This window comes from Lebetimonas sp. JS032 (genome assembly GCF_000523315.1).
Classification (GTDB): domain Bacteria; phylum Campylobacterota; class Campylobacteria; order Campylobacterales; family Nautiliaceae; genus Lebetimonas.
In genome coordinates, this window is record NZ_ATHS01000001.1 from 1,468,807 (window position 1) to 1,481,886 (window position 13,080).

The 13,080-nt window shown below is 31.9% G+C and carries 16 protein-coding genes; 14 read left to right on the forward strand and 2 right to left on the reverse strand.

Going from position 1 to position 13,080, the window contains the following annotated elements:
- Nucleotides 1–106: 106 nt before the first annotated feature.
- The 7 genes from DZ65_RS0108175 (at nt 107) to DZ65_RS0108205 (ending at nt 5,413) form a co-directional block, all read left to right on the forward strand.
- Nucleotides 107–1,285, forward strand: coding sequence for a nitroreductase family protein (locus DZ65_RS0108175; RefSeq protein ID WP_024791534.1), 1,179 nt, complete (start codon nt 107–109; stop codon nt 1,283–1,285).
- Between the two features lies 1 nt (nt 1,286).
- Nucleotides 1,287–1,571: a hypothetical protein gene (locus tag DZ65_RS0108180; RefSeq protein ID WP_024791018.1), complete on the forward strand. Its 285-nt coding sequence runs from the start codon at nt 1,287–1,289 to the stop codon at nt 1,569–1,571.
- A gap of 85 nt (nt 1,572–1,656) precedes the next feature.
- Nucleotides 1,657–1,950 carry a 2Fe-2S iron-sulfur cluster-binding protein gene (locus tag DZ65_RS0108185; RefSeq protein ID WP_024788148.1) on the forward strand — a complete coding sequence of 98 codons (294 nt, stop codon included), beginning with the start codon at nt 1,657–1,659 and terminating at the stop codon, nt 1,948–1,950.
- Entirely contained in the window at nt 1,947–3,161 is a 1,215-nt protein-coding gene (locus tag DZ65_RS0108190; RefSeq protein WP_024788149.1) for an FprA family A-type flavoprotein, read from the forward strand. Before DZ65_RS0108185 ends, DZ65_RS0108190 begins: the two co-directional genes overlap by 4 nt.
- Nucleotides 3,161–4,168 (forward strand): AAA family ATPase, encoded by a 1,008-nt coding sequence (locus DZ65_RS0108195; protein ID WP_201767433.1) that lies wholly within the window; start codon nt 3,161–3,163, stop codon nt 4,166–4,168. Before DZ65_RS0108190 ends, DZ65_RS0108195 begins: the two co-directional genes overlap by 1 nt.
- Complete coding sequence (locus DZ65_RS0108200) at nt 4,149–4,661, forward strand: hypothetical protein (protein ID WP_024791535.1); 513 nt, start codon at nt 4,149–4,151, stop codon at nt 4,659–4,661. Before DZ65_RS0108195 ends, DZ65_RS0108200 begins: the two co-directional genes overlap by 20 nt.
- A gap of 53 nt (nt 4,662–4,714) precedes the next feature.
- A complete protein-coding gene (locus DZ65_RS0108205) occupies nt 4,715–5,413 on the forward strand; it encodes a hypothetical protein (RefSeq protein WP_024791536.1) in 699 nt (232 codons plus the stop codon).
- Here the strand turns inward: DZ65_RS0108205 and DZ65_RS0108210 are convergent.
- Both DZ65_RS0108210 and DZ65_RS0108215 read right to left on the reverse strand, forming a co-directional pair.
- Complete coding sequence (locus DZ65_RS0108210) at nt 5,399–5,830, reverse strand: ankyrin repeat domain-containing protein (protein WP_024791537.1); 432 nt, start codon at nt 5,828–5,830, stop codon at nt 5,399–5,401. The two genes, DZ65_RS0108205 and DZ65_RS0108210, sit on opposite strands and share 15 nt — an antisense overlap.
- On the reverse strand, nt 5,823–6,320 hold the full coding sequence (locus tag DZ65_RS0108215; RefSeq protein WP_024788154.1) for a hypothetical protein: 498 nt from the start codon (nt 6,318–6,320) through the stop codon (nt 5,823–5,825). The genes DZ65_RS0108210 and DZ65_RS0108215 overlap by 8 nt, the downstream gene beginning before the upstream one ends.
- A gap of 94 nt (nt 6,321–6,414) precedes the next feature.
- Here DZ65_RS0108215 and DZ65_RS0108220 point away from each other — a divergent pair, with 94 nt between their 5' ends.
- From DZ65_RS0108220 to hsdR, 7 genes are all read left to right on the forward strand, one after another.
- On the forward strand, nt 6,415–7,998 hold the full coding sequence (locus tag DZ65_RS0108220) for an aspartate:alanine exchanger family transporter (RefSeq protein WP_024791020.1): 1,584 nt from the start codon (nt 6,415–6,417) through the stop codon (nt 7,996–7,998).
- 36 nt (nt 7,999–8,034) lie between these two features.
- Nucleotides 8,035–8,733, forward strand: a complete 699-nt coding sequence (locus tag DZ65_RS10455; RefSeq protein ID WP_024788156.1) for a NifU family protein — start codon at nt 8,035–8,037, stop codon at nt 8,731–8,733.
- Nucleotides 8,734–8,779: 46 nt separating this feature from the next.
- Nucleotides 8,780–9,178 (forward strand): DUF362 domain-containing protein, encoded by a 399-nt coding sequence (locus DZ65_RS0108230; RefSeq protein WP_024788157.1) that lies wholly within the window; start codon nt 8,780–8,782, stop codon nt 9,176–9,178.
- A gap of 2 nt (nt 9,179–9,180) precedes the next feature.
- Nucleotides 9,181–9,564: a NifB/NifX family molybdenum-iron cluster-binding protein gene (locus DZ65_RS0108235; protein ID WP_024788158.1), complete on the forward strand. Its 384-nt coding sequence runs from the start codon at nt 9,181–9,183 to the stop codon at nt 9,562–9,564.
- Nucleotides 9,545–9,934: a DUF362 domain-containing protein gene (locus DZ65_RS0108240; protein WP_024788159.1), complete on the forward strand. Its 390-nt coding sequence runs from the start codon at nt 9,545–9,547 to the stop codon at nt 9,932–9,934. Before DZ65_RS0108235 ends, DZ65_RS0108240 begins: the two co-directional genes overlap by 20 nt.
- 10 nt (nt 9,935–9,944) lie before the next feature.
- Nucleotides 9,945–10,370, forward strand: a complete 426-nt coding sequence (locus DZ65_RS0108245; RefSeq protein ID WP_024788160.1) for a DUF362 domain-containing protein — start codon at nt 9,945–9,947, stop codon at nt 10,368–10,370.
- A 334-nt stretch (nt 10,371–10,704) separates the two neighbouring features.
- A complete protein-coding gene (hsdR, locus tag DZ65_RS0108250; RefSeq protein ID WP_024791538.1) occupies nt 10,705–13,077 on the forward strand; it encodes an EcoAI/FtnUII family type I restriction enzme subunit R in 2,373 nt (790 codons plus the stop codon).
- Nucleotides 13,078–13,080 lie beyond the last annotated feature (3 nt).

Below are 13,080 nucleotides of genomic sequence, written 5' to 3' on the forward strand. Positions count from 1 at the left end.
AAAAATATATCGCTTTTTACTGATTAAATTTTAATCGATATTTTGTCTGTTTTTTATTGAAGATAGAATAAAAAATGCATATAATTAAAAAAACAGGGGTAAACTGATGTATGAAAAAACTTCGCTTACATATAAAAATGTTGCTAAAAATACAAAATTTATAGATTGGGAAAGTCAGCCTTTAATGAAGGAATATCCCGATTTTTTCAGTTATGATTTAAGAGATGTTGAAATAATTTATTTATCAAGATTTGCAAGCGAAGTTTTAAACATCAATAAAAAACCTTATATCAGGTTAAACATACCCTCAGCCGGAAATTTACATCCTACAGAACTGTATGTCCAGATAAGGGGAATAAAAAACATAATAAGCGGGATTTATCATGTTAATGCCAAAAAATCAAAATTAACTCTTATTAAAGAAATTTATAACGGCGGAATTGAAAATGAATTAGATATAAATATGGTAAAAGGGATAATTTTTTTGATTTCTGTTGTGCCTTTCAGGTCTTTTTGGAAATACGGTACAAGAAGTTACAGATATACCTATTTGGACGCCGGGCATCAGATAGGCGCTCTTTTGGCCGCTTCAAAAATATGCAAAAAAGAGATTTATCAAACAGAAATAAAAGAATATAAAAAAATAAATAAATTTATGGGCTTTTGTAATGAAGAATTTGCACTCGCCGCTTTTTACACAGGGGAGATTAAAAAGACAAAAGTATCTAAAACAATCCCTTTAATAAAAGTCTTTCCGACAAACTATACCGAATGGGAAGTGGATACAAATTTGTATCTTAAAGGGTTACAAAAATGTAATTTTAATCTATTTTATCCTAAAATTAAATCAAAAAAGACGCTTTTTCAACGCCGCTCCGCCCGAGGATTTAAAAAAAGAGATTCATATTTGGATTTTTATTTTTTCTTTTTTTACATGCTTAAATTTTTAGATGAATTTTCACTTTATTTAATTACGCTTGATAAAATCAACAGGGTTTATAAAAATGCAAAACTTGTAAAAAAGGGAAATTTTACAAACCAGATTGTAAAAATGTGTGTAAATCAGGGATTTATAAAAAATGCCGCATATATTTTTATTGTTACAGCTAAGCAATTTAATCAAAATACGCTTTTAAAATCCGGTATGCTTGGGCAAAAAATATATTTAGAAGCGGTTGAAAGGGGATGGAAGGTCAGTGCTATAGGCGCCTTTTACGATAAGGCGTGGCAGAGGTTTTTAAAAACAAATGAAAAAATCCATTATATCATCTCAATAGGAGGTTAAAATGACATTAAAAAAAGAAGCTTGGCATATTATCAATATTTTTAAATTTATGGGGGAGGACTCTTTTGTTTATATAAGTAAAAATTATGAATTGATTGATTCTCTTTTTGATTCGGTTATGCAGGCAATTGTAAAAAGCTCCCGGTTAAAAAACATAATGCCAAAAGAATTTGTTTATCCGGCTTTAAAATATCTGGAAAATGATTTAAAATGGAAAAAACATTTTGAAAACAAAGACCATAAAAGTTTTTTTCTAAGCGATTTAATGCTTTTTTTCAGGCACTGAGTAAATATAAGTAACTAAAGATAAAAATATTACATCTCAGTTTTTAATAGAATGAAAATTGCAGTAAATTAAATAAAGGATAATTATGGCAACAGTATATTTAAAAGATGACAATATAAAAGTTAAAGCGCCTGTTGGCACATCAATTAGAAAAATAGCTGAGAAAACAGGGGCTTCAATGGAATTTGGATGCAGGGTCGGGGATTGTTCAACATGCGTGGCGGTTGTTGAAAAAGGAATGGAATGTCTTAATGAACCATCTGAAAAAGAGCTCAAAACATTAAGTCTTATTGACAATAAAACAGATAATATGAGACTAATGTGTCAGTGTAATATTAAAAAGGAGGGCGAGATAGTAATCTCGTATATTAAGATATGAAACATGCAATAAAATTATGCGATGATGTCTATTTTACAGGGGCTTTTGATTCTAAAATCAGAACGTTTGACATTATTATGAGAACGGCAAACGGAAGTTCTTACAACTCTTATGTAATAAGAGGGGATGAGGGTGTATGTGTAATGGATACAGTCAAAAAAGAATTTTCATCGCAGTTTTTCATGCGTTTAGAAGAGGTTTGCGATTATGATGAAATTAAGTATATAGTTTTGCACCATTTAGAACCAGACCATTCGGGAGCCCTTTTTGAACTTATGGATAAGGCCCCGCAGGCGAAACTTATTATTTCCAACAGGGCTGTTTTAATGTTAAAAGCTCTTATGAAAAAAGATGTAAATTTTGAGGTGGCAGGCACGGGAAAAAAAATTTCTTTAGGTAATAAAACAATAGAATTTTTAAGCACACCTTTTCTTCACTGGCCGGATACTATGAGCAGTTATCTGCATGAAGACAAAATACTTTTCAGCGGAGATGTTTTTGGCAGCCATTATTATGATGAAAGACTATTTGATGACAAGGTGGGCGATTTTTCCTATGCATTTAAATATTATTATCTGCATATTATGAGACCGTTTAAATCGTTTATTTTAAACGCTTTAAAGCTTTACAAAAAATTTGATATTTCAATTATTGCATCTTTGCACGGCCCTGTTTTAAGAACAAATCCCATGAGTTATATTCAAAAATATGAAAACTGGAGTAAAAATTCAAAAGATAGCAATAAAAAAATATTTTCAATTTTTTATATAAGCAGTTACGGAAATACATTAAAAATGGCCAAACATATTGCAAAAGGTGCAGATAAAATTGAAGGTGTCGTTTCAGGTGTATATGACCTTGAAGCTTTAGAAACACCGAATATGATTGATTTGCTTGAAAAAAGCGATGTTGTATTAATCGGCTCTCCCACTATCAATTCAGATGCCGTAAAACCGGCATGGGATTTGCTTTCCTGTGTTGCACTTATTGAAAATAACGGTAAAATAGGGGCAACATTCGGCTCTTACGGATGGAGTGGGGAAGCTGCGGATATGCTTCATGAGAGAATGTCAAAGTTAAAATTCAGAATGCCAAACAAACCTTTAAAAATTAAGCTTATACCAACCGGCGAAGAATTAAAAGAGTGTGAAGAGTTTGGTTTTGAACTGGCTGAAATAGCAATGGGTAAAATGATAGAAATGGAAATATAATGTCTGTTTCCATTTCCACAAGTGAATTATATAAATATTTAGAAATTTTAATCAATACAGATATTCCGGTTTTTATACACGGCTCCCCTGGAATAGGAAAATCTTATATAGTTGCGGATATAGCAAAGAAAAAGAATCTTCAGTTAATCGATATAAGGCTCTCACAGCTTGACCCTGTTGATTTAAGGGGTATTCCTTCCATTAAAGAAAATCAAACAATCTGGATGCCTCCTGTATTTTTCCCAAAAGATGAAAATTCACAAGGAATTTTGTTTTTAGATGAACTAAATTCCGCCGCTCCTTCTATTCAGGCAGCTGTTTATCAGCTTATTTTAAACAGGCAGTTAGGAGAATATAAACTTCCAAAAGGCTGGAGAATTATTGCCGCGGGAAACAGAATGGAGGATAAAGGGGTTGTGTTTAGGCTTCCCTCTCCACTTGTAAACAGAATGGTTCATTTGTATGTGGAAGCAAAATATGAAGATTTTAAGCAGTTTGCCTTAAAAAACGGTCTGCACCATTATATTATAGGGTTTTTGGGCTTTCGTCCGGATTTGCTTTCTACAGATGTTGTTGAGGATGATTCAAACCCGGCCTTTGCAACTCCGAGAAGTTATCATATGCTATCAAATATATTAAAGCATAATGATAATATAAATGAAATTTTACCGTTGATTTACGGAGCTATCGGTTACTCATGCGGGATTGAGTTTGTAAATTATGTAAAAATTTATGAAAACCTGCCAAATCCAAAATCTATTCTAAACGGAGAGTTTCCCGAAATAGACAAAACCAATGCATCTCTTCTTTTTGCTCTGGAGTCGGCTTTGGTTGAATATTATGACTGTTCTGATATTCACAGAAAAAATATTTTTGAATTTACCAAAAAACTTCCTAATGAATTTTCGGTTATGCTTATAAAAGATTTAATTGTAAAAGATGAAAAAATAAGCGAAACTGTCTGGTTTGAAGAGTGGCTAAGCAAATATGGCGAATATATCATCTGAATATAAAAATATATTTGAAAAAATAAGAATAGAATTTCTTTTTGAAAATCCCTTTTTAAGTTTTTTGGCATTAAATATTCCTTTAATTCAAAAAAACAATAAATATGAAGTTATTGAAACAGACGGTGAAAAAATATATTTTGATGAAAAAAAAGCTTCTTATTATGATAATGAAACATTAAAATATCTGTATGCACATGTGCTTTTTCATATACTATTAAAGCATCCTTCCCGTATGAAAGAGAGAAACAAAGATATTTGGAACAGAAGCTGCGATATTGTTATAAACCTTTTAATGAGTGAATTTAAAAATATGGGTAAAAGAGATGAAAATGAAATTTTGCTGGAAAAATTCAGAAATAAAAGTGTTGAAGAGGTTTATAACAGTCTTTATAATGAATCTTTCGGGGGCGGTAAAAATGATGAAAATTTAAAAAACCAAAAAAGGGATTTGATTGAAAATCCAAAAGGTGAAGTTATAAACAGAATATAAAAAAATTAAAAAAATACGGGGATGTTATACATTTTAGCATTTAAAGGGGATTTTTGGAAAATCTGCATTATAAAAAAGAAATTGCGAAATTAAGCGAAGAGCCGGATTTTGAAAAAAAAGGGGATGAATTTTTTCTAAAACACCCTGACCCGCAGGCAAGAATGGAGTGGGCTTTTTACAGACCTTCCGGTTCTCACCCAAGACAGATAGAAGATGAGGATGTCTTTGTCAGTATAATGGCGTTTAACCATTCAAGATTAGGAGCTTATGAGAGGTTTAAAAGACTTAATAAAAAAGTTATTAAGGATGAAAAGCTGCGTGTTAAAATAAGAAACAGAAGCAGAATGCTTTTTAGAAGCTTAGTTGATGATGATTTTAAAGAACTTGTAAAAGTTTTAAAACTTGTTCCTGAATTTAAGGATTTAGCAATTGATCAGGTTATAAACGGTAAAATCTGGAACGATATTTATGCCGATCCTTTAGCTGCAAGTGAATTTGTTAAATTAGTGGAAAACAGACTAGATGAAAAATTAAAAACAGCTATAATAAAACGTCTTATGCCTGTAAATAAGTTAAGTTTAAAAGAAGGCAGAAAATATTTACTTTTTCTTATTGAAATTAAAGATAATCTCCATCCGTTTATAAGGGAAAGTTTCAGGGATAAATTTGATAAATGGGTAAACAGACTTCAAATTCATCCGCTTCAAAGAATAGTTTTGCAAAAAGAGATAAAAAAATTAGTTTCTGAGTAATCTTAATATCTGAGGTGTCACAGCCAAATCAACAGCGCTGAAACCGTCTAAATTTTTTATGTTTTTGTTCGCCCCGGCTTTAATCAACATTGCAGCTATTTCATTTTTTCCGGTTGATGCGGCATACATTAGTGGCGTTACACCGTTTTCATTTACGGTATCTATTTCAATATTTTTTTTTATTAATATTTCAACTATTTTTTTAGAGTTTGAAAAACAGGCAAACCATAAAACACTGTTTCCGTCGTTGTTTTTTATAAAAATATCCGCACCGTTATTTAACAAATCTTCAAAAACGTCTATATTCCCTTCCATTGCGGCTTTCATAAGTGCAGTGTTTCCGTAATTGTCCTGCATATTTATATCAAGCGGGTTAAAATTGTTTTTTTTAAGCCAAAAGAGAGTTTTTTTATTCATTAATTTCCTTTAATACACTTTCAATGCTCTCAACCGCCATAGATTTTATATTTTCTATGTTATCTCCTTCCCACCAGAACTCTATAATTTTTTCTTCTGTAGCTGAAACAATATCTATCGGGAGATTTGCAAATATTTCGTATGAGGATATTTCGTTTTTTGAAACATTTTTCTGTTTAGAGAGATTTTTTTCAATATCTCTTACTGCTTTTTCAAAAGGGTTCGGTTCATAATTTTGTGTAAGGTCTATGTTTCTTGCATAATCAATCCATGTTTTTATTTCATCTTCTAAAATTTTGTTGTATCCGTATATTTCATAGCATAAGATTTTATCTGAATTTTCAGTGCTTTTATCTTCACCGATTAAAATTTCAGACATTTTAGGTATACCGTTTTGTATATATATTTCAATTTTTTTGTTTTCGTCAAAAGAAGACGCCTTAAAAAACGCTTCTTCAATAATTTTTAACAATTCTTTTTTCAAATCCATAAAAATCCTTTTTTTACTTATTTTATGCAATTTTCATTCTAATTAGAATAAAAATTGTATATGATTATTTAAAAGAAAAAAATTAAGGTAAAAAATGATAAACAGCCAGATATTTTATCTGTTTTTTATAATAACACTCGGATATATAATCGGAAACATTAAAGTAAAAGGTTTTTCGCTGGATATTACCGCCATATTCCTTGTTGCCTTAATTGCCGGGCATTTTGGCATGGTTGTTTCTGATAATTTTAAATTTTTCGGGCTGGCTATTTTTATTTATGCGGTTGGTTTGCAATCGGGGCCTGGTTTTTTTGAAACAATTAAAAGCGACGGGATTAAATTAAATATAATAGCAGTTTTTTTATTACTCAGTATTTTTATTTGTGTTTATTTTCTGGGAAAATATTTTAATTTGGATAAAAGCGTAATAGACGGGATTCTTACAGGCTCTCTGACCAATGTCCCTTCCCTCGCAAGTGCTCTTGAAGTTAAAAACGACCCTATAATATCCATTATATTCGGGGCTGTTTATCCGTTTTGTATTTTTGTGACAATTTTTTTTATAAGAATGCTTCCTGTTATGTTCAGGGTGGATTTGGGTAAAGAGGTTGAAAATTACGAAAATGAAAAAAAGGGCAGATGCGCCCCGATACTTACAAAAAATTTTAAAATAACAAACGAAAGTTTTAAAAAACAGCCTGTTAAAAAATCCCAGGTGGAAAAAATGACATCCACCATCATAGAAAGGGTTGAATCTCAAAATCCGGACGATTTGGAGGAAAATGAGGATGTATATCTGCATTATAACGACATAGTAAGGGCATCCGGAAGCAAAGAACAGCTTGAATCTCTGCGTATAATACTCGGAAGCGAAATAGGAGATGCTTATAAATTTCACGATGATATGAAAATTTTCAAACTTCTTGTTACATCAAAAAATATAGTCGGTAAAAAAATAGGAAGTTTAAAAGAGCTGAAATCTTTAAGGGCAGTTGTTACAAAAGTCAGAAGATCGGGAATAGATATTAAACCTCATCCTTCGTTAACGCTGATGTTTGGGGACAAACTTTATGTAGTTGCACCTGAAAAATACGGAGAAAGAATTACAAAACTTGTGGGAAACAACCTTTTAAAATATCCGGCAGCCGATTTTTTATCTATATCTTTAGGGATTGTAGCAGGGATAATTGTAGGAAGTATACCTTTTTATCTGCCTTTTGTGGGGGAGATAAAACTCAGTTTTATAGGGGGGATTTTAATTACGGCATTAATCCTCGGAAGGCTTGGAAGAATAGGAAACATTGTTTTTCAGCTTTCACCAAATTCCGGGAGTCTTATGAAAACATCCGGGCAGCTTATATTTATGGCCGCCATTGGAACAAATGCGGGAAAGTATCTTTTAGAAGAACTCTCTAAAAATGGATTTTTACCAATATATATTGGATTATTTTCAATTATATTTTCACTTTTTTTAGTTTCTTTTGTGTGCAGGGTTTTTTTTAAAATGAATTTTTTAAATATTTTAGGTGTCTTATCTGGAGGAATGACATCAACCCCAACGCTTACTGTTATAAACTCTGTTTCAAAATCCGATTATCCGTCCATTGCATATACTGCTGTTTATCCTGTATCTTTGGTAATGACAATTTTTCTCTCCGAGATTATTTTAAAGATTTAGAATATAAATTGTATATAGGTTAAAAAAAGGGTAATTATGGATATGTTTGAAAAAGGTTTAAAAGAATATGAAAATAAAAATTATACCGGGGCATTGGAATGTTTTTTAAAATCAAATACCCCCAAGGCGTTTTTTAATTTGGGTATTTTTTATTTAAAAGGAATCGGGTGTAAAAAAGATATCAAAAAAGCAAAGGAATATTTTAAAAAAGCTGCAGAATTTAACGAAGCAAAAGCATTTTTTTATTTAGCAAACATTTATGAAAAAGAAAATAACAAAAAATATATTGAATATTATGAAAAAGCAGCAGAGCTTAATGACAAAAATGCACAGTTTAAACTTGCCCTCTATTACAAAGACAAAGATACAGAAAAATCAATGAAATATTTTATAAAAGCGGCTCACAACGGGCATCCTCAGGCCCAGCAGATTGTAACATATGTAAGCAATAAAGATTTAAACACTGATTTAAATGAAAAATTTAGAAAATTAGATGAAAATTTGCAAAAAGAAAAAATTATAAATTTGTTGCAAAATGAAATTGTTCCAGTACTCCAAAAAGACGGCGGGGGAATAGAACTTGTTAAATATATCCCGGGCGATATTCCGGAAATCTGGCTTCGTTATCTCGGTGCATGTTCTGGATGTATGTTTGGTAAAACCTCCACGGCGGATATGATAATTAAATATTTTGAAGAATTAATAGATAAAAATATTGTTTTGTATCTTCTTTAGAATAAAAATTGCATTTACTTTTTTAAAATCAATCAAGGAGAAAAAAATGGCTGTGATGATAACCGAGACTTGTGTAAGCTGCGGGGACTGTGCAGGAGAATGCCCGGTTGCTGCAATTTTGGATGATTCAAAAGACAGAAATCCGTTTATGGGTGAGCGCTTTTATGTAAAACCCGAAGCCTGTGTTGAGTGTGTAGGACACGCAGATGTGCCAAGATGTGCCGAAGCTTGCCCGACAGAAGGGTGTATTGTATGGGATATGCCTTATACTGAAGAATTCAGTGAATATTACGAAAAAGGAAACAGTGAAGGTAAATACAAAATAAGGGTTCATAAAAAGAAAGGCTTAATGCTCCCTACAGTTAAAGAAAAACCTTTTATAGAAACAGTTCCGTTAGAAGAGAGAGAAGCGCACTCTGCTGTTTTAAATTTCTTTAAAGCTTAAATATGCTAATTGCTTTTGCATCAAACGACGGGGAAAAAATAAACGAGCATTTTGGATGGTGCAAAAATTTTTTTATTTATAAAGTAGATAAAGATAAAAATGAGTTTGTTGAAAAAGTAGAATTTGTAAGCGAACCTGATGAAGAGAGGGAAAAACTTTTGTTTAAATTCGGAAAATTAAAAGAGTGTGATTTACTTTATTGCATACAAATAGGACCGGGAGCTTCAAAAATAGCAAACTCTTTTAATATTTTCCCTGTGAAAGTGGATAAAAACGAAAGTATAAAAGATGCAATTGAAAAAATTCAGAATATGTTAAAAAACAATCCTCCGATATGGTTACTCAGGATTTATAAAAGGAGTCAAAATGGCGGTAATGATTACTGATTTATGTACAAACTGCGGGGCATGTATAGATGAATGTCCGGCAACAGCTATAGTTAGTGTGGACAATTCACCTTTGGAATTTGCAGAGTTTACTTATGTAAAACCGGAAAAATGTATAGAATGTGTCGATTCGGCTGTCCCTAAATGTGCGGATGTGTGTCCTGTGGATGACTGTATTGTATGGGATATGCCTTATATTGAGGAATTTAACGACTATTTTGTAAACAGTGACAATTATGTAATAAGAGTGCATAAGAAAAAAGGGCTTATGTCACCTAAAGTTTCACCAAAGCCCTACAGGGAAAATATTTCCATTGAACTAAGAAAAGCACACGTAAGTGTGGGAGAAACGCTTAAATTATATAAATAAGGAGAAAAAAATGGCTGTAATTATAGGAGAAAGCTGTATAAACTGCGATGCATGCAGACAGGTTTGCCCGGTTAACGCAATTGTTGATGATTTATCAAACCCTACAGGTGAAAAACGTTATTATGTAAAACCTGAAGTATGTATTGAGTGCGCAGGTGTTTATGAGGACCCGCAATGTGCGGCTATATGTCCATCAACCGGTACAATAACATGGGATTACCCTTATACTAAAGAATTTGAAAATTATTTTTTAAATTCCCCTAAATATAAAATAGGCACTACAAAAAGCGGTAAACTTAAAACCCCTACATTAAGAGGTAAAAAATACAGAAAAGATATTCCTCTGGAATTAAGGGGCATTGGAAAAGAAGTTCAGGAAATTCCCGAGGATTTGAGTGAAATAAAAGTATTTAATTCAATTGTTCGCTCTTTTTAAATCATATAAACTGTTTTTTAAAAGGCACTGACTAAATGGTAAAATATATAAGAATAACTACAAAGATAAAAATATGACAGCTTCAGGGCTTCATTTTGCTAACGCACCGCTCAAATTTTGCTAAAAATTGCAAACGCAAGCGCCTTTACGGGTTGAGTGCAATTTTTTAAACGTAAAATTTTCGCTAAATTCCGCTACGCTGTCATATTTTTACTTTTCCGTTATTTAGTCAGTGCCTTTCAAAAGTAAATTTTATTAAAATATGTTATTATTATATGAACTAATTTTCTCAAATATATTGGAAAATATAAAAAATTAAAATAAGATTTGAAAAATGAATAAAAAAGACCTGTCAGAAGCGGATATAAAAGCAAAATTTATCACACCTGCATTATTGAAAGCCGGTTGGGATGAACAAACCCAAATTGGAAGAGAAGTATATTTTACTGATGGTCGAATCTATGTAAAAGGGAAAATTACAACAAGAGGAAAAAGAAAATTTGCAGATTATATTCTGTTTTACAAACCCAATGTCCCCATTGCAATAATTGAGGCAAAAGACAATAAACATTCAGTAAAAAGTGGTATTCAACAAGCTCTTGGATATGCAAATACTTTGGATATTCCTTGTGTTTTCAGCAGTAATGGAGACGGTTTTTATTTCCACGACAAAACAGCAACAGACGGAAAGATTGAAAAAGAATTATCATTAGACCAATTTCCAAGTCCGAAAGAACTTTGGGAGAAATACAAAAAATATAGAGGGATTGAAACCGAAGAAGTTGAAAAAATAGCAAAACAAGATTACCATCAAGACGGTAGCGGTAAAAAACCGAGATATTACCAACAAATAGCAATTAACAGAACAGTTGAAGCCATTGCCAAAGGACAGAAAAGAATATTATTGGTTATGGCAACAGGAACTGGAAAAACTTATACTGCTTTTCAAATAATTTACAGACTTTGGAAAAGCGGTGCAAAAAAACGAATACTTTTTCTTGCAGACAGAACTTCACTCATTGACCAAACAGCCAGAAAAGATTTTGCACCTTTTAAAGAAGCCATGACTATCATAAAGCATAAACAAATAGATACTGCATATAATATTTATTTAGCGTTATACCAAGGACTTTCAGATAGTAAAAGCGAAGATGCTTATAAAAAATTCAGTCCTGATTTTTTCGATTTAATAATTGTTGATGAGTGTCATAGAGGAAGTGCAAGAGAAGACAGTAAATGGCGTGAAATTTTGGAATATTTCAAGAATGCAACGCATATTGGGCTTACTGCCACACCCAAAGAAACAACCGAAGTTTCAAATATTGATTATTTTGGAGAGCCGATTTACACTTATTCATTAAAACAAGGAATTGATGATGGTTTCCTTGCCCCTTACAAAGTTGTAAAAGTGACACTGGATATTGATGCAGAAGGATGGCGACCACCAAAAGGATTTTTAGACAAAGACGGAAATCCGGTTGAAGATAGAATTTACAACCGAACTGATTTTGATAAAAATATTGTTGTTGATGAAAGACGAGAATTAGTTGCAAAGAAAATTACTGAATTTTTAAAAGGTTACGACCGCTTTGCTAAAACTATTGTTTTTTGTGTTGACATTGAACACGCAGAAGGAATGAGAACTGCTTTGGCTAACGCCAATGCCGATTTATTCAAAGAGAACAACAAATATGTAATGCAAATTACAGGCGATAATGAAGAAGGTAAGAGAGAATTAGACAGTTTTATCAATCCAAGTGAGCCTTATCCTGTTATTGCAACGACTTCAAAATTAATGACAACAGGCGTTGATGCTCAAACCTGCAAACTGATTGTTTTAGATAGCAATATATGCTCAATGACAGAATTTAAACAGATTATAGGCAGAGGCACACGAATAAATGAGGAATACGGGAAAACCTATTTTACAATTATGGATTTTCGTAATGTTACCAATCTGTTTGCAGACCCTGCGTTTGACGGTGAACCTGTAATGATAAAAGATGTAACACAAGACGACGATTTAACAAATTTAGAGGATGAAACAACAGATGAACCAATTACCAATATTTTAGACGGTGAAGAAGTTGAATTTCCTTACCAATATGAAATTGAAGGCGGAGGAGAAATTGTCGCCGAGCCAAGAGTAAAATATTATGTCAACGGCGTAGATGTAAATATTATCAACGAAAGAGTGCAATATCTTGATGAAAATGGTAAAATTATTACTGAAAGTTTAAAAGATTATACACGGAAAAATGTTTTAAAACAATTTCAAAGTTTGGATGATTTTTTGAACAAATGGAATAATTCGGAGAAAAAAGAGGCAATCATAAAAGAATTGGAAGAACAAGGAATTTTATTTGACGCTCTAAAAGATGAAGTAGGCAAAGATTTTGACCCATTCGATTTGATTTGCCATATTGCATATGATGCAAAACCATTAACAAGAAAAGAACGGGCAAATCAGGTGAAAAAGCGTAATTATTTTACAAAATATGGAGAAAAAGCAAGACTTGTTTTGGAAAAACTATTAGATAAATATGCCGATGACGGGTTATTAACCATTGAAAGCACAGAAGTATTAAAATTAGACCCATTAAATAAATTGGGAACACCAATTGAATTGATAAAAGCATTTGGTTCTAAACAAAAATATCTTGAAGCATTGAAAGAATTAGAAAAAGAACTTTATAAGGTAGCATAGTTT

Bases quoted from the DNA above. Each gene is read 5' to 3' on its own strand.
- DZ65_RS0108200 (WP_024791535.1), top strand. From the start codon at position 4,149: ATGGCGAATATATCATCTGAATATAAAAATATATTTGAAAAAATAAGA.
- DZ65_RS0108195 (WP_201767433.1), top strand. From the start codon at position 3,161: ATGTCTGTTTCCATTTCCACAAGTGAATTATATAAATATTTAGAAATT.
- hsdR (WP_024791538.1), top strand. From the start codon at position 10,705: ATGAATAAAAAAGACCTGTCAGAAGCGGATATAAAAGCAAAATTTATC.
- DZ65_RS0108175 (WP_024791534.1), top strand. From the start codon at position 107: ATGTATGAAAAAACTTCGCTTACATATAAAAATGTTGCTAAAAATACA.
- DZ65_RS0108185 (WP_024788148.1), top strand. From the start codon at position 1,657: ATGGCAACAGTATATTTAAAAGATGACAATATAAAAGTTAAAGCGCCT.
- DZ65_RS10455 (WP_024788156.1), top strand. From the start codon at position 8,035: ATGGATATGTTTGAAAAAGGTTTAAAAGAATATGAAAATAAAAATTAT.
- DZ65_RS0108230 (WP_024788157.1), top strand. From the start codon at position 8,780: ATGGCTGTGATGATAACCGAGACTTGTGTAAGCTGCGGGGACTGTGCA.
- DZ65_RS0108210 (WP_024791537.1), bottom strand. From the start codon at position 5,830: ATGAATAAAAAAACTCTCTTTTGGCTTAAAAAAAACAATTTTAACCCG.
- DZ65_RS0108190 (WP_024788149.1), top strand. From the start codon at position 1,947: ATGAAACATGCAATAAAATTATGCGATGATGTCTATTTTACAGGGGCT.
- DZ65_RS0108240 (WP_024788159.1), top strand. From the start codon at position 9,545: ATGGCGGTAATGATTACTGATTTATGTACAAACTGCGGGGCATGTATA.
- DZ65_RS0108180 (WP_024791018.1), top strand. From the start codon at position 1,287: ATGACATTAAAAAAAGAAGCTTGGCATATTATCAATATTTTTAAATTT.
- DZ65_RS0108245 (WP_024788160.1), top strand. From the start codon at position 9,945: ATGGCTGTAATTATAGGAGAAAGCTGTATAAACTGCGATGCATGCAGA.
- DZ65_RS0108215 (WP_024788154.1), bottom strand. From the start codon at position 6,320: ATGGATTTGAAAAAAGAATTGTTAAAAATTATTGAAGAAGCGTTTTTT.
- DZ65_RS0108220 (WP_024791020.1), top strand. From the start codon at position 6,415: ATGATAAACAGCCAGATATTTTATCTGTTTTTTATAATAACACTCGGA.
- DZ65_RS0108235 (WP_024788158.1), top strand. From the start codon at position 9,181: ATGCTAATTGCTTTTGCATCAAACGACGGGGAAAAAATAAACGAGCAT.